The sequence below is a fragment of the Azorhizobium doebereinerae UFLA1-100 genome, assembly GCF_000473085.1.
Taxonomy (GTDB): Bacteria; Pseudomonadota; Alphaproteobacteria; order Rhizobiales; family Xanthobacteraceae; genus Azorhizobium; species Azorhizobium doebereinerae.
Window position 1 is genome coordinate 11961 of the sequence record NZ_AXBA01000040.1, and the last position, 21703, is coordinate 33663.

At 70.0% G+C, this 21703-nt stretch carries 17 protein-coding genes; 6 read left to right on the plus strand and 11 right to left on the minus strand.

What is annotated here, in order from left to right; translation table 11 throughout:
* Positions 1–15 precede the first annotated feature (15 nt).
* Positions 16–1023: a polyprenyl synthetase family protein gene (locus YU1_RS0122420; protein WP_029005988.1), complete on the minus strand. Its 1008-nt coding sequence runs from the start codon at positions 1021–1023 to the stop codon at positions 16–18.
* A gap of 136 nt (positions 1024–1159) precedes the next feature.
* Between YU1_RS0122420 and YU1_RS0122425 the strand changes: the two genes are divergently transcribed.
* From YU1_RS0122425 to YU1_RS0122435, 3 genes are read left to right on the plus strand one after another with little or no spacing between them, the layout of a single operon-like run.
* A complete protein-coding gene (locus YU1_RS0122425) occupies positions 1160–1387 on the plus strand; it encodes a putative signal transducing protein (RefSeq protein WP_029005989.1) in 228 nt (75 codons plus the stop codon).
* A gap of 7 nt (positions 1388–1394) precedes the next feature.
* Positions 1395–2159 carry a tRNA1(Val) (adenine(37)-N6)-methyltransferase gene (locus YU1_RS0122430; protein ID WP_245263418.1) on the plus strand — a complete coding sequence of 255 codons (765 nt, stop codon included), beginning with the start codon at positions 1395–1397 and terminating at the stop codon, positions 2157–2159.
* 49 nt (positions 2160–2208) lie between these two features.
* Positions 2209–3117 carry a S49 family peptidase gene (locus YU1_RS0122435; RefSeq protein ID WP_029005991.1) on the plus strand — a complete coding sequence of 303 codons (909 nt, stop codon included), beginning with the start codon at positions 2209–2211 and terminating at the stop codon, positions 3115–3117.
* A gap of 379 nt (positions 3118–3496) precedes the next feature.
* Here YU1_RS0122435 and YU1_RS0122445 read toward each other — a convergent pair whose 3' ends face one another.
* Together YU1_RS0122445 and moaA are read right to left on the minus strand one after the other, a co-directional pair.
* Positions 3497–4462 (minus strand): DMT family transporter, encoded by a 966-nt coding sequence (locus tag YU1_RS0122445; RefSeq protein WP_084540055.1) that lies wholly within the window; start codon positions 4460–4462, stop codon positions 3497–3499.
* Between the two features lie 201 nt (positions 4463–4663).
* Positions 4664–5710 (minus strand): GTP 3',8-cyclase MoaA, encoded by a 1047-nt coding sequence (gene moaA / locus YU1_RS0122450; protein WP_035716386.1) that lies wholly within the window; start codon positions 5708–5710, stop codon positions 4664–4666.
* A gap of 179 nt (positions 5711–5889) precedes the next feature.
* Between moaA and YU1_RS0122455 the strand changes: the two genes are divergently transcribed.
* Positions 5890–6267, plus strand: a complete 378-nt coding sequence (locus tag YU1_RS0122455) for a gamma-butyrobetaine hydroxylase family protein (protein ID WP_029005995.1) — start codon at positions 5890–5892, stop codon at positions 6265–6267.
* Between the two features lie 16 nt (positions 6268–6283).
* Here the strand turns inward: YU1_RS0122455 and YU1_RS0122460 are convergent, their stop codons facing one another.
* The 6 genes from YU1_RS0122460 to YU1_RS0122485 all read right to left on the minus strand — a co-directional run bounded on the left by YU1_RS0122460 (position 6284) and on the right by YU1_RS0122485 (position 13905).
* Complete coding sequence (locus YU1_RS0122460; protein WP_029005996.1) at positions 6284–7981, minus strand: formate--tetrahydrofolate ligase; 1698 nt, start codon at positions 7979–7981, stop codon at positions 6284–6286.
* 134 nt (positions 7982–8115) lie between these two features.
* Positions 8116–10056: a glycoside hydrolase family 99-like domain-containing protein gene (locus YU1_RS0122465; protein ID WP_029005997.1), complete on the minus strand. Its 1941-nt coding sequence runs from the start codon at positions 10054–10056 to the stop codon at positions 8116–8118.
* Positions 10057–10128: 72 nt separating this feature from the next.
* Positions 10129–10596, minus strand: coding sequence for a hypothetical protein (locus tag YU1_RS0122470; protein WP_029005998.1), 468 nt, complete (start codon positions 10594–10596; stop codon positions 10129–10131).
* A 135-nt stretch (positions 10597–10731) separates the two neighbouring features.
* Positions 10732–11976: an MFS transporter gene (locus tag YU1_RS0122475; RefSeq protein ID WP_029005999.1), complete on the minus strand. Its 1245-nt coding sequence runs from the start codon at positions 11974–11976 to the stop codon at positions 10732–10734.
* Positions 11977–12271: 295 nt separating this feature from the next.
* Positions 12272–12826: a Spy/CpxP family protein refolding chaperone gene (locus tag YU1_RS30755; protein WP_051357201.1), complete on the minus strand. Its 555-nt coding sequence runs from the start codon at positions 12824–12826 to the stop codon at positions 12272–12274.
* Positions 12827–12978: 152 nt separating this feature from the next.
* On the minus strand, positions 12979–13905 hold the full coding sequence (locus YU1_RS0122485) for a metallophosphoesterase family protein (RefSeq protein WP_029006000.1): 927 nt from the start codon (positions 13903–13905) through the stop codon (positions 12979–12981).
* 301 nt (positions 13906–14206) lie between these two features.
* Between YU1_RS0122485 and YU1_RS0122490 the strand changes: the two genes are divergently transcribed.
* Both YU1_RS0122490 and fae read left to right on the plus strand, forming a co-directional pair.
* Positions 14207–15529, plus strand: coding sequence for a glycoside hydrolase family 2 TIM barrel-domain containing protein (locus YU1_RS0122490; protein ID WP_245263419.1), 1323 nt, complete (start codon positions 14207–14209; stop codon positions 15527–15529).
* Positions 15530–15626: 97 nt separating this feature from the next.
* A complete protein-coding gene (fae, locus tag YU1_RS0122495; RefSeq protein WP_029006002.1) occupies positions 15627–16130 on the plus strand; it encodes a formaldehyde-activating enzyme in 504 nt (167 codons plus the stop codon).
* Between the two features lie 15 nt (positions 16131–16145).
* Here fae and YU1_RS30760 read toward each other — a convergent pair whose 3' ends face one another.
* A complete protein-coding gene (locus YU1_RS30760) occupies positions 16146–17258 on the minus strand; it encodes a helix-turn-helix transcriptional regulator (protein ID WP_051357203.1) in 1113 nt (370 codons plus the stop codon).
* A 172-nt stretch (positions 17259–17430) separates the two neighbouring features.
* Positions 17431–21609 (minus strand): DNA-directed RNA polymerase subunit beta', encoded by a 4179-nt coding sequence (gene rpoC, locus YU1_RS0122505; protein WP_029006003.1) that lies wholly within the window; start codon positions 21607–21609, stop codon positions 17431–17433.
* Positions 21610–21703 lie beyond the last annotated feature (94 nt).

Below are 21703 nucleotides of genomic sequence, written 5' to 3' on the forward strand. Positions count from 1 at the left end.
CCGCCCGGCGCGGCCTCAGTAGCCGCGCGAGATGGCGAAATCCACGGCCTCGATCAGGGCGTCCTTCACCGCGCTCGGCGCGAACAGGGCCAGCGCGTCGCGGGCCATGGCGCCGTAATGCTGGGCGCGCTCCAGCGTGTCGGCCAGCGCCCGGTGCTTGATGAGCAAAGCGATGGCCCGCTCCAGCTCGTCCTCGCCGGTCTCGTTCTGCTCCAGCGCCCGCTTCCAGAACGCCCGCTCCTGGGCATCGCCCCGGCGGAAGGCCAGCAGCACGGGCAGCGTGATCTTGCCCTCGCGGAAATCGTCGCCGATGTTCTTACCGAGCTTGGCCTGGCTGCCGCCATAGTCCAGCACGTCGTCGACGAGCTGGAAGGCGATGCCGAGATTCATGCCGAAGGAGCGGCAGGCGGCCTGCTCGGCCTTGGGCCGGGCATTCAGCACCGCGCCGACCTCGCAGGCGGCGGCGAACAATTCCGCCGTCTTGCCGCGGATCACCGCGAGATAGTCGTCCTCGGAGGTCTCGGTATTCTTGGCGGCGGCGAGCTGCATCACCTCGCCCTCGGCGATGGTGCAGGCGGCGGTGGAGAGGATGTCCAGGCATTCCAGGACGCCCACCTCCACCATCATCTTGAACGCCTGGCCGAGCAGGAAGTCGCCCACCAGCACGCTGGCCTCGTTGCCCCACAGCTTGCGGGCGGCGAGCTTGCCGCGGCGCATGTCGCTCTCGTCCACCACGTCGTCATGCAGCAGCGTGGCGGTGTGCATGAACTCCACGGACGCGGCGAGCTTGATCTGCCCGTCGCCCTGATAGTCGGCGAGCGCCGCGCAGGCGAGCGTCAGCATGGGCCGCAGGCGCTTGCCCCCCGAGGAGATCAGGTGGTTGGCCACCTCGGGAATCATCGCCACGTCCGATCCGGTCCGGGACAGGATCAAGGCGTTCACGCGCTCCATGTCCCCCTTCACGAGCCGGACGAGGGTCTCGATGGAGGGGTCCTTGGGCTCGAACGGAAGAACGACGGCCAATGATTGCTCCCGCTTGTCATTCAGCGGGGCGCACCATAGGGATGCTCACGGGGTCCGTGCAAGCGCCGAGGTGCCGCTGGGTTTCTCCCCGGCCGATGAAAGTCCCGCGCGGCGGCGCGAGCGGACGGGAGACCACATGCGCGAGGTTGTGCGGACCAACGACATCGTCCTCATTTCCGCCTTGGAGGCCCTGCTCACGGCGGCGGAGATCGGCCATCTGGTGGCCGACAGCCATATCAGCGCGCTGGAGGGCTCCATCGGGGTCATTCCCCGGCGGATCCTGGTGGTCGATGACGACGTGACGCGGGCCCGACGGCTGCTCAGCGAGGCGGGATATGCCCATGTGCTGCGCCAGGACGACTGAGGCGGCCGTGCCGCCCCCGGGCGATACCACCTGCGACGCCATCCTCGGCGGACGGCTCGCCCTGCACCAGCCGCGCAAGGGCCACCGGGTGGGGCACGACGCCTTGCTGCTGGCGGCGTTCGCGCCCGAGGGGGCGCGCCATCTGGTGGATCTCGGCGCCGGCGTCGGTGCCGCCGGCCTGGCGGTCCTGGCCCGCCAGCCGCAGGCGCACGCCCATCTCGTCGAGCTCGATCCTCCGACCGCCGCGCTCGCCCGCCTGAACGTGCGGGAGAACGGCCTTGCCTCGCGCTGCGCGGTGGTGGAGGGCGACGTGCTCGCCCTCGCCCGGCCCGGCGGCCCGGCGGCGCCCGCGCCCGGCGCGGCGGACCTCGTCATCGCCAACCCGCCGTTCAACGCCCGCGCCACGCACCAGACCTCGCCCGATGCCCGCCGCGCCGCCGCCCATATGGCGGACGCCGACACGCTGGCGGGCTGGATGCTCGCCGCCTACCGCTGCCTCGGGCCGGGCGGGCATCTGGTCCTGATCCTGCGGCCGGACGCGCTCGCTCCGCTGCTGGGCGGGCTCGCGGGCCGCTTCGGCGCCGCCGAGCTGCTGCCCGTCCATCCCGCGCCGGACGCTCCCGCCGTGCGCCTGCTGGCGCGCGCCATCAAGGGCCGCCGCACCGCGCCGGCGCTCCTGCCCGGCCTCGTCCTCGCCGACGCCGCCGGGCACCCCAGCCCCGCCGCCGACGCCATCCTGCGCGACGGCGCCCCGCTGCCGGCACAGCGATGAGCGGACGGCGGTCCTTCCCTGAGCGGGAGGGAGACACTACCTTTCCTCCATGCCTGACGATTTTATCCAGACTGCCACGCGCCGCCTGAAAGGGCTTCTCCTCCGGAGCTGGCGGCGGGACCTGACCATCGTGCCGGTGGTGCGCCTCAGCGGCGCCATCGGCATGAACTCGCCACTGCGGCAGAGCCTGACACTGGCCGCCACGGCGCGGACGCTGGAGCGGGCCTTCGCCGTGAAGCGCGCGCCGGCGGTGGCCCTGGTCATCAATTCCCCCGGCGGCTCGCCGGTGCAGTCCCACCTCATCTTCAAGCGCATCCGGGCGCTGGCGGAAGAGAAGAACAAGCACGTCTTCGCCTTCGTGGAGGATGTGGCGGCCTCCGGCGGCTACATGCTGGCCTGCGCGGCGGACGAGATCTATGCCGACCCCTCCTCCATCGTCGGCTCCATCGGCGTGGTCTCGGCGGGCTTCGGCTTCCCCGACCTGCTGTCGCGCATCGGCGTGGAGCGCCGCGTCCATACCGCCGGCACCCGCAAGGCCATGCTCGACCCGTTCCAGCCCGAGCGGGCGGAGGACGTGGAACGCCTGCTGGCCATCCAGAAGGAGGTGCACGGCACCTTCGCCGATCTGGTGCGCGGGCGGCGCGGCGCCACCCTGACCGCGCCGGAGGACGAGCTGTTCACCGGGGAATTCTGGGTCGGCCCGCAGGCGCTCTCCCTCGGCCTGATCGACGGCATCGGCGACCTGCGCGGCACGCTGCGGGCGCGCTATGGCGAGGGCGTGCTCACCCCCTTGATCTCGCCGCCCGGCAACTGGTTTACCCGCCGGACCGGCGGCGTCGAATCCGCGCTCGGCGGGCTGGGGCGGGACGGGCTCGGCGCGCAGTTCGGCGCCGGGATCGCCCAGGGGCTCAGCGATGTCGCCGAGGAACGCACGCTCTGGGCGCGCTACGGGCTGTGAGCCCGGCCGCCCGGCGGGGTGCGATCGCCGGCGGCGTCGCAAACCCGCCGCACCTGCGCTAAAGTCCACCTGACGGGACGGTGCCCGGATGATCCGGCGCCGGCCTGCGACCCGAGGAGAAAGACCGTGCCTCCCTTCCTGCTGGTCGCGCTCGGCGCCATCGGAGCCGCGGCGCTCACCAAGTTCATCGCCACGGAAAACCGCCGCGTGAACGACATCCTCAACAAGGACCGCCCGCCCGAGGGNGGCGAGCCGGAACCGACACAGCTGGAGCGCGACCCGGCCACCGGCGCCTATCGCCCGCGCGCGGACGCGGCGGAAAAGGCGCCGGAGCACGTCGCCCCTTAAGCGTTTTCAAGCGCAGCGGGTTCCGAACGGATCAGTCGTTCGGCGGGGCACGGGTGACGGCGCCGGCCAGCGGCGCGCCGCCCTGGAAGGCGGGCGTGGCCGCCGCGGCCGCGCGCGCGGCACGGCGGGCGGCATGGCCGCGCCGGGCCTCGTTCTGGATCGAATAGAGCCCCGCCCCCACCACCAGGATGGTGCCGACGATGGCCCAGGCGTCCGGCAGGTCGCCGAAGATGACGATGCCGGAGAACAGCGCGCCGGGCACCAGCACGTAGCGCAGCGGCGAGATGGCGGCGATGGGCGCGTTGCGGAAGGCGTAGATGAGCAGCAGGTTGCCCACCGCGAAGGCGGCGGCGGCGCCCAGCACCAAAGCGGCCATCTTGGCGTTCGGCACCATCCATGGCTCCCAGGCCGCGAACGACAGGCCGACCAGGCCCAGCATGATGGAGCTGGCCAGCGCCACCACCGAGCCGGGCACGGCGGCATTGATGCTGCGCGTGCCGATATCCCGCAGCGAGCCGCAGAAGGCCGAGATCAGCGGCAGCACGGCCATGACGTTGAAGGCGGACGGCTCCGGCCGGGTGACCACCACCGCGCCGGCGAAGCCGACCACGATGGCGCACCAGCGCTTGCTGCCCACCTTCTCGCCCAGCAGCGGCACCGACAGCGCCGTGGTGATGAGCGGAGCGGCCATGTAGATGGTGGTGGAGGTGGCGATGGGCAGCACCGCCAGGCCGATCACGTAGGAAAAGGTAGTCGCCGCATCGAGGCCGGAGCGCACGAAGATGCGCCGGTCCAGCGCCCCGCGCAGGAACATCAGCTCGCCCTGCCAGGCGATCAGCGCCACCAGGAAGGCCATGGCGAAGACCGAGCGCAGCGCCAGCACCTCGCCGATGGGAAAGTCGACGACGGCGATCTTCAGCAGCGTGTCATTGGTGATGAAGCAGGCCATGGCGATGACCATCGCCACCAGGCCGCGCATGGACGATGCGGGGTTCATCCTGCGATACCCCGGATGGGCTCAGGTCCGAGCCGATACTCCAACGCGCACACGACAGCCTCGTCTTCGGGCAATTTCCTCGAAGGAGAGGTCTAACCGATTTGAGCTTGCCAGGCCGTTGCGTAAATCGCCGGGCAGAAACACAAGCCCGGCGCCCAAGGCATGGCCCCGCCGCTTCCCTGCCGTAATCCCAAACGGAACCTAACCGCCGGTGGTACTCATGTGACGATGGACCGCCGGCTGCCGGGTGGTGCGGTCGATCACGAAGTCATGCCCCTTCGGCTTGCGGAAGATGGCCGCGTCGATGGCCGCCTGGAGCACGGCGTCATCGGCGCTGGCGCGCAGCGGGCTGCGCAGGTCCGCCGCATCCTCCTGGCCGAGGCACATGTAGAGCGTGCCGGTGCAGGTGACGCGCACCCGGTTGCAGCCCTCGCAGAAATTGTGGGTGAGCGGGGTGATGAGGCCGAGCCGGCCGCCGGTCTCCTTCACCGCCAGATAGCGCGCCGGGCCGCCGGTGCGGTAGTCGATGTCGGTCAGGGTGAAACGCTCGGCGAGATCCGCGCGCACCTTGGAGAGCGGCAGATACTGGTCCACCCGCTCGGCTCCCACCTCGCCCAAAGGCATCACCTCGATGAGCGAGAGGTCGTGCCCCTCCCCATGCGCCCATTCCATGATGTGGGCGATCTCGTGCTCGTTCACGTCCTTCAGCGCGACGGCGTTGATCTTCACGTGGATGCCCGCCTTCTGCGCCGCCTTCACGCCCTCCAGCACCTTGGCGAGGTCGCCCCAGCGGGTGATGGCGCGGAACTTGTCGGGGTCCAGCGTGTCGATGGAGACGTTGATGCGCCTGACGCCGCAGGCCGCTAGATCCGCCGCGTAGCGGGCGAGCTGCGAGCCGTTGGTGGTGAGGGTGAGCTCCTCCAGCCGCCCGGTCTCCAGGTGGCGGGACAGCGAGCGGAACAGCGTCATCACGTCCCGGCGCACCAGCGGCTCGCCGCCGGTGAGGCGCAGCTTGCGCACGCCGCGGGCGACGAAGGCCGAGCACAGGCGGTCCAACTCCTCCAGCGTCAGCAGCTCGGGCTTGGGCAGGAAGGTCATGTGTTCGGACATGCAGTAGACGCAGCGGAAGTCGCAGCGGTCGGTCACCGAGACGCGCAGATAGCTCACCGCCCGCCCGAACGTGTCCACCAGCGGCCCGAGGGCCGTGCCGGCACCGCCGCCGCTGCGGTCGCTGAGATCGCGGGTCACAAACGCCACGCCTGCCTCCTGAACCTGTCCTGCCTCCCGCGCCCGCCGATCTGGTGCCGGCCGGGCACGTCTCCTTATATCGTATGCAACGTACAGATTGGTAGGCCGGCTTGAGATCGCCCCGCGATCAGCGATAAGGACCCTACAGGCCGCATCCGGCCGGCCCGGGAGACGAGACGATGACCAGCCAGCCCCTTCCCGAGGCCGCCACCTGGCCCAGCGAACTGCGCCTGTCGCCTGACAGGACGGCGCTGATCGTCACCTTCGAGGACGGCGCGCGCTTCACCCTCGCCGCCGAATACCTGCGGGTGGAGAGCCCTTCCGCCGAAGTGCAGGGCCATGCGCCGCACGAGAAAGTGACGGTGCCGGGCAAGCGGCGGGTGACCATCACCGAGCTCCACCCGGTCGGCGCCTATGCCATCCGCCCGGTGTTCGACGACGGCCATTCCACCGGCATCTATGCCTGGCCGGTGCTGCGCGCCATGGGCGAGGAGCAGGAGGCGCGCTTCGGCGCCTATCTCCAGGCGCTGGCCGACAAGGGCCTCTCGCGCGACTGAGCGGGAGCCGCCGGCCTCAGGAAAGGCCGCCGATCACCCCGTCCGCATCGACGAAGATGTGCTCCGCCGCCGGCACTGAGGGCAGGCCCGGCATGGTCATGACATCGCCGGTCAGCGCCACCACGAAGCCGGCGCCGGCGGACAGCCGCACCTCGCGCACCGGCAGCACATGGCCGCTCGGCGCATTGCGCAGCTTGGGGTCGGCGGAGAAGCTGTACTGCGTCTTGGCCATGCACACCGGCAGGGTACCGAAGCCCTCGGCCTCCAGCTCGGCGAGGCGGCGCGCGGCCTCGGGCGTGAACACCACCTCGCCGGCGCGGTAGATCTCGCGGGCGATGGTCTCGATCTTGGCGGACAGCCGCAGGTCGTCGGCATAGAGCGGATGGAAGCCCACCGGCCGCTCGGCCAGCGCCTTCACCTCCAGCGCCAGTTCCTCGGCGCCCTCGCCGCCGTCGGCCCAGTGGCTGCACACGTGCACGTTGACGCCCAGGTCGGTGAGGACGCCGCGCACCGCCTCCACCTCGGCCGGGGTGTCGGACAGGAAGCGGTTCAGCGCCACCACCACCGGCACGCCGAACTTCTGCATGTTCTCCACGTGCCGGCGCAGGTTGGCCGCGCCCGCCATCACCGCCCCGGCATCCTCGCGCACCAGATCCTTGAGGCCCACGCCGCCGTGCATCTTCAGCGCCCGGACGGTGGCCACCACCACCGCCACGGACGGCGCCAACTCGGCCTGGCGGCACTTGATGTCGAGGAACTTCTCGGCCCCGAGGTCGGCGCCGAAGCCTGCCTCGGTGACCACGTAGTCGGCCAGGCGCAGCGCGCTGCGGGTGGCGATCACCGAGTTGCAGCCATGGGCGATGTTGGCGAACGGGCCGCCGTGCACGAAGGCCGGCGTGTGCTCCATGGTCTGCACGAGGTTCGGCTGGAAGGCGTCGCGCAGCAGCGCCACCATGGAGCCGATGCCCTTCAGCGCCTCGGCGCGCACATTGGCCTTGGCCCGCGTCTGCGCCACCACCATGCGGGACAGCCGCTCTTCCAGCTCCTCCAGCGTGCGCGACAGGCAGAAGATGGCCATCACCTCGCTGGCCACCGTGATGTCGAAGCCGTCCTCGCGCGGAAAGCCGTTCGCCGGCCCGCCGAGGCCCACCACGATGGAGCGCAGGGCGCGGTCGTTGAGGTCCACCACCCGCTTCCAGGCGATGCGGCGGGTGTCGATGTCGAGGGCATTGCCCCAGTAGATGTGGTTGTCGATCAGCGCGGCGAGCAGGTTGTGGGCGGCGCCGATGGCGTGCAGGTCGCCGGTGAAGTGCAGGTTGATGTCCTGCATGGGCACGATCTGCGCCTTGCCGCCGCCGGTGGCGCCGCCCTTGGCGCCGAAGCAGGGGCCGAGGGAGGGCTCGCGCAGGCACACCGCCGTCTTGGCGCCGATGCGGTTCAGCGCGTCGCCGAGGCCGATGGTGGTGGTGGTCTTGCCCTCGCCGGCGGGCGTCGGGCTGATGGCGGTGACGAGGATCAGCTTGCCGGCGGGCCGGTCCTCGATGCCGCGGATGAAATCCAGCGAGAGCTTGGCCTTGTGCGGCCCATAGCGATAGAGGGCGTCGGAGGGGATGCCGAGCCGCGCGCCCACCGCCTCGATGGGCTCCGGCGTCACGCCGGCGGCGATGGCCGCATCGCTCATGGGGTCGATATGGCGGGCCGTCGTCCTGTCCATGCGGGGAGTTCCTCAAGCGGCGGAAACGTCAGGAACGGGCTTGAAGCCGCGTCTCTCGATAAAGCCGCCGTGCGGCGGTGGATTGCCCCATGCTCTAGCGTGCCGGCGCGCCGCCAAGCAAGCCGTCCGGGCCATCATTCCCCGTCGTGCGGGGCGAATACATAGCCGGCGGTCAAGGGATGGGCGGCCGGCGTCACCGCCCCGCCCGCGCCGACCGCGCCGATGCCCTGGCCGGCGGCGGCCGCCAGCACGCCGAAGAAGCGCTCGAAGGCATGGGCCAGCGTGCCGTCGGTCAGCCCCATGTCCGGCTCGAACCAGTCCAGCACCTGCGGCGCCCCCGCCAGCGGCGCGAACAGCGACAGGCGGGCGGCGAACATGGTGCCGGCCACATAGGAGAACTGCGCCGGCACCGGCAGGTCCATCTCGCGGCAGAGGCGGCCGATCCAGGCCCCGTTGCCGGCGCTGCCGGCATAGGCCCCGCCGTCGAGCACATGGCCCTCGGCGCCGATCATGCCCATGCCGGGATGGGCAGCGAAGGCCGCCGCGAGGCCGCCGGCGCGGTCGAGCCCCAGCAGCGGGCCGGACAATTGCGCCAGCCAGTCACCGCCGCGCCGCCCCTGGTGCGGGCTGCGCTTGGTGTGCAGCTTGAGCACATGTTCGAAGCCCGCCGCCTGAAGCTCCGGCAGCAGGCGCAGGAAGGGCAGCACGTCGCGCCCCCGGTTCTCCACCACCCGCAGGTTCGCCCCCGGCGCCGCCTGCGCCAGCACGTCCCGCACCTCCGCCTCCCGCTCCGGCGGGGTGGTGACATAGAGGCCGGCGGGATCGACGCCATCGATGAGGCCCGGCAAAAGCTCGGGATAGAAGCCGTGCACCACCCGCGCCACCGTGCCGGCCCGCACCGGGGCAGGCGCCGCGGGCGGCGGCGCAGGCGGGTCCTCCGTCCGCTGGACATAAGGCGCGCGCACGCTCAGCGCCGCCCGCAGCAGCGCGTGGCCGAAACGCCCGTCGGGCTCCAGGTGGGCCCCGCGCAGCCAGTCGTTCCAGGCGTTCAGGAACACCAGCCGGGTCCCTTCCACCGGATGCGCGTCGGTCCACGCCGCCGCCTCCGCCAGCCAGCGGGCGAAGGCGTCGGCCGGATCGGCGGACACCAGGATCATGGCCTTTGTCCCGCGCTCCGGCGTGTCGTCATAGCCGGGGCTGACGCCGGGAAAGAGCGGAACGTGCGACGCCCGCACCTGCGCCATGGCGGCGGCGGCCACCTGCCCCTGCTCGTCCACCCGGCCGGAGAACGTCGGGCTGACGAATTCGATGCGCCGCGGCGTCCCCACCGGCGGCAGCCGAGCCGGCGGAATCTGCACCGCCGCGTCGAAGCCGGGGGTGAGCCGCTCCTGTCCGGTAAAGCCCTGCACCAGGAACAGGTCGCTGCCGAGCCGGCTGCGCGCCTGGGCCCGCCAGACATCCACGGTGGCGCCGGCCTCCGGGGTGGTGACGCCAACCAGCGGGCGGCCGTCCACCTTGAGGACGCGCTGGTCGGCCAGGGCTTCGAGAACGGCCGGCGAGACCGCCGGCAGGGGACCGGCGAACGCCAGGCAGAAGCCGATGTCCAGGTCCGGCGTGGTGAGGAAGCGGCGGAGCGCGGCGGGAAACTCGGCGCGCAGCTCGTCCGAGGCGACCCGGAACGCGAAGGCCTCGATGCCATGGGCGCGGGCGAGCGCCACCTGGCGGCGCAGCGTGTCCTCGGACGCGGGGTCATAGGCGCCAAGCTCGCCCGGCGGACACGGCTGGAGATGGCGGACGAACTGCGGCCGCGCGGCCGCCGTCGCCTCCCAGAGGCCGGGGCCGGTGGTTGGCGCCTCCCGGTAGAGGGCGACCCATTGCACGGCGGCGGGGGGCGCCGGGGCAAGGTCCGGCAGGGCGGCCCGCCAGGCGGGATCGCGCGCGCCCTCGGCGCGCCGCTTCACCTCGCGGGCGGCGGCGGCCGCGCGCTTGCGCGAGATGGGGCCGGGGAAAAGCGCGAAGCTCCAGTCGCGCAAGGCATAGCGCAGGCCACGAAGAAGCCGCCGCAGGCCGCTCATCCCCACCGCGCGGCGCGCGGGTGTCCCGTGCGTTTCACTGGCAGCCCCCCAGCCGCTTGGCTCCGGCCGATATTATTCGGCGGAGCTCTCCATGGTGACGGCGGTCGAAGCTTCGGGCTTCGGCTTGCGGCGCGAGGCGATGCGGGGCCGCTCGGCGCCCTCCCGCACAAACTCGCACCACATGTTCTCGACCCCCGCGAGCGTGCCGCGGAAGGTGGTGGCGCTGGTCTTCACCACGGTGAAGCACGGCTCGAACGTCATGCCTTCCATGAAGCCGCAGACATTCTCGCCCCGCACGCGCAGCGTGTTGGGCGGCAGGCGCACATAGCGCGCGATGCCTTGCGAGCGCATGGTCAGGGTGCCCGCAACGGAGCCGTCGGGAAACACCCGGCCAGCCCCGGTGGTGCCTTCGAAGCAGGTGAACGCGAAGCTGCGGCCGACCACGAAGGCCTTGGCCTGCTCCGGGGAAAGGTTCTGTGCCGAAGCCGAGCCCACACCTGCGAGGGCAAAGATGGCGGCGGCGAGGAGGATGCTGCGCATGGCTCTGGTTTTAAATCGCCGATGGTTAACAGAACGATGCACCGCGCCCCCTGGAGGCTGTCAAGACGATCATCTGTCCCACCGGCCCGGCATGGGCCGTTTTTGGCCGCGCCTGTGTTCGGAAAGTCGCGCTTATCAGATCGGAACGGGTACCGGGCGGTGGACCGGCCGTTCCTTGATCGGCAGGTTGATCGCCGCCGAGGCAAAGGACAGCGCCACCGAGAGCCACCAGACGATGTTGTAGGAGCCGGTGGCCTCGTAGAGCGTGCCGCCGAGCCACACGCCGAGGAAGCCGCCCACCTGATGGGAGAAGAAGGCGAAGCCATAGAGCATGGCCATGTAGCGGGTGCCGAACATCAGCATCACCAGCCCGGAGGTCGGCGGCACCGTGGACAGCCACAACAGGCCGATGGCCACGCCGAATAGCATGCAGGACAAAGGCGTGACCGGCACCAGGATGAACACCGCGATGGCCACGCCCCGGCCGAAATAGATCAGCGCCAGCAGCCATTTGCGCGAGAAGCGAGTGCTCAGGGCGCCGGCGGCGAGGGAGCCGGCCATGTTGGCGAGGCCGATCAGGGCCAGCGTGGTGGCGCCCACCGCCGGGCTGATGCCCTTGTCCACCAGATAGGCGGGCATGTGGACGGTCACGAAGGCGAGCTGAAAGCCGCAGGTGAAGAAGCCCAGCACCAGCATGATGTAGCTGGGGTGGCGCATGGCCTCCGACAGCGCGCCGGAGATGCTCTGCCCCGGCAGGTCGGTGGCGCGGTGGCCTTCCCCGCTGCCGCGCGTGGCGAGGGCGAAGGACAGCGGCATCACCAGCAGCATGGTGACGCCGAACACGATCAGCGTCTGCTGCCAGCCCACGCTGCCGATGAGGCCGGTGGCCAGCGGCGGGAACAGGAACTGGCCGAACGACCCCGCCGCCGTGCCCGCGCCGAAGCCGAGCGAGCGCCAGCGGTCCGGCAGCAGCTTGCCGAACGCGGCCAGCACCAGGTTGAATGAGCAGGCGGAGAGGCCGAAGCCCACCAGCAGGCCCGCGCTGAGGTGCAGCAGCCCCGGCGTGCTGGCATAGGCCATGAGCACGAGGCCCGCCGCATAGACGATGGCGCCGCCGCACAGCACCCGCACCGTGCCGAAGCGGTCGGCGATGGCGCCGGCGAACGGCGAGCCCAGGCCCCAGGCCAGGTTCTGGATGGCGATGGCGAGGCCGAACACGTCGCGGCCCCAGCCGTACTGGTTGGACATGGGCAGCAGGAAGAAGCCCGAAGCCGAGCGCGGCCCGAAGGTCAGCATGGCGATGAGGCAGCCGGCGGCGATCACCAGTCCGGCCGGAACGGCAACCTTGGCGGACGTGGATTTGGAAGGCGTGGCGCTCATCGTCGGATCCGTCTGCTAGAGCCCGCGCCGCCCGGCCCGCGTCGCGGGGCCGGAGGGAGGCTCTTCATTCATGCCGGAGGCGGATGGCCGCCCGCGCTTTCCGGCGCGGGCGAATCCGGCTCACGCGCCGTCAAGCGGCAGCTCTCGAATCCGTTATAGCCCAGGAGGGGCTTGTGAATAATCAATATTCATCAAGCCAAACATAAGGTCCGCTCATAGCAGAACGGCCGCCCGCGGGCGGCCGTTCCAAGGCAGATGAACCGCGCCCCGGCCGCAGCCGGAGCGCGGGTCGGGATCAGCCGCGCTGCGGGCCGCGCTCGCCGCGGGGGCCGCCGTGATGGCCGCCGGGACCGCCGGGCCCACCGGGACCGCCGGGCATGTCCTGGCGCAGCAGGATCTCCAGGCGGTGCTTCTGGCCGTCGTCGAGGGTCTTGTAGAGCGGCTCGGCGGCGTCCGCGATCTTCTTGAGATCGGTCGCGCGCTGGGTCATGGCATCGGCGCGCAGGCGCATGCGGGCGATGGGGTCGGGCTTCTGGCCGCTCTGGCGCTCGGTCCGCCACGCCGCCATGCGCGCCTGGCGATCCTTCGCCACGTCCCGCAAGGTGGTTTCGACGTTCGGCCAGAGCTTGTCCTGGTCCGGCGTGAGCTTGAGGCCGGTCTTCAGGGCGGCGATGCGCGCGTCGGTCAGCGCGGCCTGGTCGGCCGGGCTCGGGCGCCAGCGCTCGCTCTGCTCGGCCCCCTGCGGGCCGGGGCCGCCGGCGGCCGGGGTCGCGCCGGTGTTGGCGGCGAAGCTGGCGGCGGAGCCGGCGATGAGAGCAGCAGTAGCGGCGGCGATAATGGTCTTTTTCATCAGTCATCCTCCTTCAAGGACAATGCGAAGGTGACTGATCAACCGCCTATGCTCAACTTAAACTTCTGTAATGCAGAGACATGTAATAATTATACATATTAATACACGTTCATATACATTACAATTCGGAAAGGTCAGCATGAGACCTGGACTTATGCCGGGACGGCGCTGGGCGCCCCCAGCAGCACCTGGACGTCGCGCGGCCCGACGGCCGTTTCGCCCCTGGCATAGCCCCGGCTTTCCATCTCGCACGCCCAGGCGCCCGGCGCGCCGGAGATGCGGTAGAGATTGTAGCGGCCGGCGCCCCGGCCATCCTCCGGCCCCGCCGAGGCGGAGGGCACGCCCACCACCGGGATGGTGCCGTCCGGCCCGGGAATGCGCGACAGCGAGGCGCGGTGGTCATGGCCGTGCAGCACCAGCTCGGCCCCCTCCTCCGCCAGCACCGCGCGCACCGCCGCCGCATCCCGGAGGTCGCGGTGCGAATGGCGCTCGCCGACGGGCGGATGGTGGATCAGCACCACCCGGAACAGGCCTTCCGCCTTCACCTGCCGCAGGATCGCCCGCAGCCGGTCGAGCTGCGCCCGGCCCGCCTTGCCGCTGGCCAGGAAGACGGCGGTGGGAATGGCCGTGGACACGCCGATGATGGCGACCGGCCCCCGCCGCCGCACGAAGGGGAAGGAGTCCACATCAAGCGGCGTGTCCGGATGCGTGTCGTCGCCCGCCAGGAACGGCGCCCAGCGCTCCAGATGATATTGGAGCGCCGAGCGCACATAGGCGTCGTGATTGCCGGGAATGACCGTCACCCGGTCCGGCGGGCCGAGCGAGGCGAGGAAGGTGGCGCCGGTGTCGAACTCCGCCGGCAGGCTGACATTCACCAGGTCGCCCGTCACCGCGATGTGATCGGGCGCCTGGGCGGCGAGATCCGCCATCAGCGGCGCCAATGTGGACGCCCCGAAATTGCGCCGCCGCGCGCCGATCCAGTTCATCATCCCGAAGAAGCGCTTGCCGAGCAGTTCCGACAGCCGCGCTTCCGGAATGGGGCCGAGGTGCGGGTCCGACAGGTGGGCGAGCACGAACATGCCGAGGCAACCCTTTTCCGCGTGGGATATGCAGCCCCCTCCTTAGAGGTCCGGCTCCGCCTTTGGAAGCCGCGCCGCACAGGATCCCTCCCCGCCCCCGGCGCGGCCGGCCACCACGACGAGACGCGGCGGGACCGGCGCGGGTTCCCGGCCCCCGCGCTCCCTGGCGCACCAAGGGGGCGCCACATTGCCGGCTTGACCCGCCGCTATCCCCGGCGTCATGGATCATCCAGTCATGCGCGCCGGACCGGGCCTCCGCCGGAGGCCGGTCCCGGCGCTCGATCCTCAGGAGCCTGACGCTTTGCCACTGACCGCAGCCGCCGCCCTCGCCCCCGCTTTTTCCACCCGGCAGGTCTCGTGGTCGCGGTGGCGCGTGCCGTTGCGGGCGATCGCCGCGGCGCTGGCGATGGGCGCCGCCGGGGCCGGGCTCGCCGCCCCCGCCGCGGCGACGGGCGTGTCGGTGCGCGGCACGGACATCCTGGTGGACGGCAAGCCCTTCGCGGTCAACGGCGCCTCCGGGCGCGACCGGCTGGCCGAGCTGAAGGGGATCGGCGCCAAGGTGATCCGCACCTATGGCGAGGAGCCGGGCGAGATCCTGGACGCCGCCCAGCGGGCGGGCCTGAAGGTCATCGTCGGCTTCTGGATGGAGCATCCCCGGCGCGGCTTCGACTATGGCAACCCGGGCGCGGTGCAGGTTCAGCTGGACGCCTTGCAGAAGATGGTGGAGCGCTATCGCACCCACCCGGCGCTGCTGATGTGGGGGATCGGCAACGAGGTGGAGACCGAGCTCTCCCCGGCCCAGTCGGAGGCGGTGTGGTCCGGCATCGAGCAGGCCGCCCGGCTGACGAAGTCGCTGGACCCGGACCATCCGGTGATGGCCGTGCTGGCGGACGCCGGCCAGGAGAAGGTGGCCGCCCTCAAGCGGGCGGCGCCATCCGTCGACGTGCTCGGCCTCAACGCCTATGGCGACAGCCTGCTCACCATCGTGCCGCGCGCCCGCGCCCAGGGTTGGACCGGCCCCATCGTCATCACCGAGATGGGCGCCATCGGCCAGTGGACGGCGGCCCATACGCCCTGGGGCGCGGCCATCGAGCCCACCAGCACCGAGAAGGCCGACAAGATGCAGCGCTACCTCGCGGCGCTGAAGGCGCAGAAGGTAGGCGCGCTGCCGTTCCTGTGGGGCCAGAAGCAGGAGGTGACGCCCACCTGGCACAGCCTGTTCCTGCCCACCGGCGAATATACCGAGACCGTGCAGGTGATGGCGGACGCCTTCGGCGGCACGCTGCCGGACGCGACCAACCATGCCCCGCGCATCATGACGCTGCGCCTGAACGGCCCGCTCAGCGTCGAGGCCAAGACCGGCACCGGCGCCACGCTGGCCGCCACCGACCCGGACGGGGACGCCCTCAAGGTGGAATGGAAGGTGATGGCCGAAACGGCAGTGCGCGGCGTGGGCGGCGATGCCGAGCCCGTCCCCGCCACCTTCCGTGACGCGATCCACGACGCCACCGCGACGAGCGTCAAGGTCTACGGGCTGGAGCCCGGGCGCTACCGCATCTTCGTGACGGTGCGGGACGGACGGGGCGCCGCCGCCACCGGCAACCTGCCGTTCGAGGTGCGCTAGGCGCGGCCGACGCCAGCCGGCTCTTAATTTGTCGCCAGAATCCCGCTAGACCACGCTACCGGCCGCCGGCGCGGCCGGTAGCGTGCGGAGCGGACGAATGCCGAAGATCCAGAAGATGATGGCCGGCGAGGCCATGGTGGGCGACGGCAACGAGGTCGCCCATATCGACCTCATCATCGGCCCGCGCGGCTCGGCGGCCGAGACCGCCTTCGTCACCGCCCTGACCAACAACAAGGACGGCTTCACCACCCTGCTGGCGGTGCTGGAGCCCAACGTGCTGGCCAAGCCGAACACCGTCCTGTTCAACAAGGTCATCATCAAGGGCGCGCGTCAGGCGGTGCAGATGTTCGGCCCGGCCCAGTATGCCGTGGCCCGGGCGGTGGTGGATTCGGTCGCCGAAGGCATCATTCCCGCCGCCGAAGCCGACGACCTGTTCGTGGCCGTCGGCGTGTTCATCCATTGGCAGGCCGCCGACGACGCCAAGATCCAGGCCTTCAACTATGCCGCCACCAAGCTCGCCCTGGCGCGGGCGGTGGCGGGCGAGCCCACGGTGGCCCAGGTGCTGGAAAAGGCGGCGAGCCTTCCGCCCTTCACCCTGTGACGGCGGCCCTGCCGCTCACCACTGGCCTGGCCGGCAGCCGAAGCCGGGCGTGAGCGCGGACAGCAGGCCGACGAGTTCCGCCTGCCGGGTCAGGCCGAGCTTGGCCAGCGCCGCCTTGAGCTGCGAGCGCACGGTCTCGCGCGACACGCCGAGGCTTTCGGCCGTGCCCTCCACCGTGGCGCCGCTGGCGATGCGGTGCGCCACCCGCGCCTCGGCCGGCGTCAGCTCGAACAGCGACACCAGCAGTTCCGGCGGCAGCACCGGCCGCGCGATCACCGGGGTGACCAGCACCAGCGCCACGCAGGCGGCGAATACCTCCCGCGCGGCGCCGCGCACCGGCAGGACATGGAGCACGTGCGCCTCCCCGCCCTCGCGGGACGGCACCGGGATGACGCCGCCGAACCCGCCCCCCGCCTCGATGTGGGCCAGCGCGTGCGACAGCGCCTTCTGCGCGGTGGCGTTGGCCAGCACGATGGCCGGGGCGCATTCGCGGAACAGGTCCGGCACCAGGGCCTCGAACAGGGCATTGGTGCTCTCCACCCGGCCGCGCGTGCGCACCAGCGCGGCGGGCATGCCGATGATCTGCAGGGTGCTGCCCGCCGCATGCGCCCGCTGCTGGGTGAGATGGGCCGAGATCATCGAGGCGCGGGCGAGATGGGGATGCAGCAGGTTGAGATCGCGCATGTGGAGTTGCTCGATCGGCCCGCGGTCGTGCCGGCGCTCCACGTTGAGAAACACCGTGCGCTCGTGCGGCAGGCGCATGATGGTCGATGCCCCCCAGCCGAAGCCGCGCGGGTGCAGCCATTCCGCATAGACCGGCTCGCGGGCCAGTTCCTCCGGCCGGAACAGGTCGAGATCGCCCAGGAAGCCGCTGCGCCCGCTCGCCTCCAGGCGATCGTTGAAGCCGTCGCGCTCCAGCCAGCCGTCGGAGATGAAGCGGTCCACGGCCTCGGAGAAGTCCGGCGATGCGATCCAACGGGCGGAGGGCCCGGGCGTGAACAGGCAGGCACCCGCCGCATCGACGCTGGACGCGATCGACCGCAGCACGCCCGGCCATAGCTCTGGGATGGCCGCCGCCTCATAGATCCGTCCCACCAGGGTGACGGCTTCCTCACGCAGCATCACCATTGGCTTCCCCACCAAGCGGGGCACGGACTGCGCGCGACGCCCCTCCTGTTTTCGTACCCTGCTTTTCGCCATTCGGCCAGCAGGGTCAGGCACATCGGCCGTCCCCGAACGAAAACGGGCCGCCCCGAGGGGCGGCCCGCAATCGTCAGTCTTCAGCGTGCGAGGGCCAGCCTCACTCGGCGGCGTCGACCGGGCCTTCCACCATGGACTGCTCGCTCTCGCCACGGGTGGCGAGGATCAGGTCGTCGCGGGTGTTCGCCACCACGCGCAGCTTGCTCATCTGCGCGCCGGTGCCGGCCGGGATCAGGCGGCCGACGATGACGTTCTCCTTGAGGCCGTCCAGCGGATCGATCTTGCCGTTGACCGCCGCCTCGGTGAGGACGCGGGTGGTCTCCTGGAAGGAAGCCGCGGAGAAGAACGACCGCGTCTGCAGGCTCGCCTTGGTGATGCCGAGGAGCACCGGATGGCCGGTGGCGGGCTTGCGGCCCTCTTCCTTGGCCCGCTCGTTGGCTTCCGCCAGCTCGATGCGGTCCACCTGCTCGTTGTCGAGGAACTCGGTCTCGCCGGCGTCGTCGATCTCGACCTTCTGGAGCATGTTGCGGACAATCACTTCGATGTGCTTGTCGTTGATGTTCACGCCCTGAAGCCGGTAGACCTCCTGGATTTCGTTGACGAGGAAGGCCGCAAGCTCTTCCACGCCCTTGATCGCCAGGATGTCGTGCGGGGCCGGGTTGCCGTCCACCAGGAAGTCGCCCTTCTCCACCACGTCGCCGTCCTGGAGATGGATGTGCTTGCCCTTCGGGATCAGGTACTCGACCGCGTCGCCGCCGTCCGTCGGCTCGATGGTGAGCCGGCGCTTGTTCTTGTAGTCGCGGCCGAAGCGGATGGTGCCGCTGATCTCGGCGATGATCGCCGCATCCTTCGGACGCCGCGCCTCGAACAGCTCCGCCACGCGCGGCAGACCGCCCGTGATGTCGCGGGTCTTGGCGCTTTCCATCGGCACGCGGGCCACGACGTCACCCGCCTTGATCACCTGGCCGGGATCCACCGAGATGATGGCCTCCACGGGCAGGGAGTAGCGGGCGTCGCCGCCGCGCGGCAGCTTCGACACCTTGCCGTCCTTGCCCTTCAGCACGATGGCCGGGCGCAGGTCGGCACCGCGGACCACGCGGGCATCGGTGACGACGCGCTTGGCGATGCCGGTCGCCTCGTCCACCGCCTCGCTCATGGACTGGCCTTCGACCAGGTCCTCGAAGCCGACGGTGCCCTCGACCTCGGTCAGGATCGGCCGGGTGTAGGGGTCCCATTCCGCGATGCGCTGGCCGCGCTTGACGGTGTCGCCCTCGTCCACCTTCAGGCGGGAGCCGTACTGGACACGGTGCACGGCACGCTCGGTGCCGTCCGGGTCCGTGACCACCACCGCGAGGTTGCGCGCCATGACCACGAGGTCGCCCTCGGAGTTGCGGGCCACGTTGCGGTTGCGGATGCGGACCACGCCTTCGAAGTTGGTCTCCACGAAGGACGAGTCCGCCAGCTGCGCCGCCCCGCCGATATGGAAGGTGCGCATGGTGAGCTGGGTACCCGGCTCGCCGATGGACTGCGCCGCGATGACGCCGACCGCCTCGCCCATGTTGACGGGCGTGCCGCGGGCGAGATCGCGCCCGTAGCAGGTGCCGCACACGCCGTTGCGGGTCTCGCAGGTCAGCACCGACCGGATCTTGATCTCCTGGATGCCGGACTTGTTGATCCGCTCGATGTGGTGCTCCTCGATGAGGCCACCCTTCGGCACGATCACCTCGCCGGAGACGACATCGGTGATGTCCTCCGCCGTGGTGCGGCCGAGCACGCGGGACGCCAGCGAGGCGACCACCTGGCCGCTGTCGATGATGGCGCGCATGTGGATGCCATTGTCCGAGCCGCAATCGCGCTCGGTGATGATGGAATCCTGCGCCACGTCGACGAGACGACGGGTGAGATAGCCCGAGTTGGCGGTCTTCAGCGCGGTATCGGCGAGGCCCTTACGCGCACCGTGGGTGGAGTTGAAGTACTCCATCACGGTCAGGCCTTCCTTGAAGTTCGAGATGATCGGGGTCTCGATGATCTCGCCGGACGGCTTCGCCATGAGGCCGCGCATGCCGGCCAGCTGCTTCATCTGGGCCGGCGACCCACGCGCTCCGGAGTGGGACATCATGTAGATCGAGTTGATCTGCGCGTCCCGCCCGGTCTTCGGGTCCTTCTTCACGGACGAGATTTCCTTCATCATCTCGTCGGCGATGCGGTCGGTGCACTTGCCCCAGGCGTCGACCACCTTGTTGTACTTCTCGCCCTGCGTGATCAGGCCGTCATTGTACTGCTGCTCGTATTCCTTGGTGAGGGAGCGCGTCTCCTCCACCAGCTGCCACTTCTTCGCCGGGACGACCATGTCGTCCTTGCCGAAGGAAATGCCGGCGCGGAATGCGTTGTAGAAGCCCAGCGACATGATCCGGTCGCAGAAGATCACGCTCTCCTTCTGCCCACAGTGGCGATACACCGTGTCGATCATGTTGGAGATCTCCTTCTTCGTCATCAGCTTGTTGACGACGTCGTAGGGGACCTTGTGGTGCTTCGGCAGCAGCTCGCCGATCTTCATGCGGCCGGGCGTGGTCTCATAGATCTTCGAGACCTTGTTGCCTTCCGCGTCCACGCCGATATAGCGGCCGCGGATCTTGGTGTGCAGCGTGATCGCCTTGGCGGCGATGGCGTGGTCGATCTCGCCCATGTCCGCGAACATCATGCCCTCGCCGGGCTCTTTCTCGCGCATGATGGACAGGTAGTAGAGACCGAGCACGATGTCCTGCGACGGCACGATGATCGGCTGGCCGTTGGCCGGATGCAGCACGTTGTTCGTGGACATCATCAGCACGCGCGCTTCCAGCTGGGCTTCCAGCGAGAGCGGGACGTGCACGGCCATCTGGTCGCCGTCGAAATCGGCATTGAAGGCGGCGCAGACCAGCGGGTGCAGCTGGATCGCCTTGCCCTCGATGAGAACCGGCTCGAACGCCTGGATGCCGAGGCGATGCAGCGTCGGGGCGCGGTTCAGCATCACCGGGTGTTCGCGGATCACCTCGTCGAGGATATCCCAAACCTCCGGACGCTCCTTCTCCACCAGCTTCTTGGCCTGCTTGACGGTGGCCGAATGGCCCTTGGCGTCGAGGCGGGCGTAGATGAAGGGCTTGAACAGCTCCAGCGCCATCTTCTTCGGCAGGCCGCACTGGTGCAGCTTCAGCTCCGGACCCACCACGATGACCGAGCGGCCGGAATAGTCCACGCGCTTGCCGAGCAGGTTCTGGCGGAACCGGCCCTGCTTGCCCTTCAGCATGTCGGCGAGCGACTTCAGCGGGCGCTTGTTGGCACCCGTGATGACGCGGCCGCGGCGGCCGTTGTCGAACAGCGCATCCACCGCTTCCTGAAGCATGCGCTTCTCGTTGCGGATGATGATGTCCGGCGCGCGCAGTTCGATGAGGCGCTTCAGGCGGTTGTTGCGGTTGATGACGCGGCGGTAGAGGTCGTTCAGGTCGGAGGTCGCGAACCGGCCGCCGTCCAGCGGGACGAGCGGGCGCAGGTCCGGCGGGATGACCGGAACGTGGGTGAGGATCATCCACTCCGGCTTGTTGCCGGAGGCCTGGAACGCCTCGACGATCTTCAGCCGCTTGGCGAGCTTCTTGGGCTTCAGCTCGGTGGTGGCGTTGGCGATCTCGACGCGGATGTCGGCGGCGAGCTTCTCCAGGTCCATGGAGCGCAGCAGCTCACGGATGGCCTCCGCGCCGATCATGGCGGTGAAGCTGTCGTCGCCATACTCGTCCTGGGCGCGCAGATAGTCGTCTTCCGACAGCAGCTGCCGGTACTTGAGCGGGGTGAGGCCCGGCTCGATGACGACGAAATACTCGAAATACAGGATGCGCTCGAGATCCTTGAGCGTCATGTCGAGCAGCAGGCCGATGCGGCTCGGCAGCGACTTCAGGAACCAGATGTGCGCCACCGGGGCGGCGAGCTCGATATGGCCCATGCGCTCGCGCCGCACCCGCGAGAGCGTGACTTCCACGCCGCACTTCTCGCAGATGATGCCCTTGTACTTCATGCGCTTGTACTTGCCGCACAGGCACTCATAGTCCTTGATGGGACCGAAGATGCGCGCGCAGAACAGACCGTCGCGCTCGGGCTTGAACGTGCGGTAGTTGATCGTCTCCGGCTTCTTGATCTCGCCGTAGGACCACGACGAAATCTTCTCCGGGCTCGCGATCGAGATCTTGATCTGATCGAACGTGGGAGCCGGGGTCGCCGGATTGAAGAGATTCATCACCTCTTGATTCATGGCCGTCTCCTTCGGCGCGGCCGGCAAATCCCCCATGCCGCCTGGGGGCGCCGGCCGGAAAGTTCAGAACTTACCGGCAGGAGCGCGGGCGTCA

What these genes read in the sequence shown, in the direction of transcription:
- YU1_RS0122475 (WP_029005999.1), bottom strand. Translation starts at nt 11,976, where the DNA reads ATGAGCGCCACGCCTTCCAAATCCACGTCCGCCAAGGTTGCCGTTCCG.
- rpoC (WP_029006003.1), bottom strand. Translation starts at nt 21,609, where the DNA reads ATGAATCAAGAGGTGATGAATCTCTTCAATCCGGCGACCCCGGCTCCC.
- YU1_RS0122425 (WP_029005989.1), top strand. Translation starts at nt 1,160, where the DNA reads ATGCGCGAGGTTGTGCGGACCAACGACATCGTCCTCATTTCCGCCTTG.
- YU1_RS0122465 (WP_029005997.1), bottom strand. Translation starts at nt 10,056, where the DNA reads ATGAGCGGCCTGCGGCGGCTTCTTCGTGGCCTGCGCTATGCCTTGCGC.
- YU1_RS0122455 (WP_029005995.1), top strand. Translation starts at nt 5,890, where the DNA reads ATGACCAGCCAGCCCCTTCCCGAGGCCGCCACCTGGCCCAGCGAACTG.
- YU1_RS0122460 (WP_029005996.1), bottom strand. Translation starts at nt 7,981, where the DNA reads ATGGACAGGACGACGGCCCGCCATATCGACCCCATGAGCGATGCGGCC.
- YU1_RS0122435 (WP_029005991.1), top strand. Translation starts at nt 2,209, where the DNA reads ATGCCTGACGATTTTATCCAGACTGCCACGCGCCGCCTGAAAGGGCTT.
- YU1_RS30760 (WP_051357203.1), bottom strand. Translation starts at nt 17,258, where the DNA reads ATGGTGATGCTGCGTGAGGAAGCCGTCACCCTGGTGGGACGGATCTAT.
- YU1_RS30755 (WP_051357201.1), bottom strand. Translation starts at nt 12,826, where the DNA reads ATGAAAAAGACCATTATCGCCGCCGCTACTGCTGCTCTCATCGCCGGC.
- fae (WP_029006002.1), top strand. Translation starts at nt 15,627, where the DNA reads ATGCCGAAGATCCAGAAGATGATGGCCGGCGAGGCCATGGTGGGCGAC.
- YU1_RS0122470 (WP_029005998.1), bottom strand. Translation starts at nt 10,596, where the DNA reads ATGCGCAGCATCCTCCTCGCCGCCGCCATCTTTGCCCTCGCAGGTGTG.
- YU1_RS0122485 (WP_029006000.1), bottom strand. Translation starts at nt 13,905, where the DNA reads ATGTTCGTGCTCGCCCACCTGTCGGACCCGCACCTCGGCCCCATTCCG.
- YU1_RS0122445 (WP_084540055.1), bottom strand. Translation starts at nt 4,462, where the DNA reads ATGAACCCCGCATCGTCCATGCGCGGCCTGGTGGCGATGGTCATCGCC.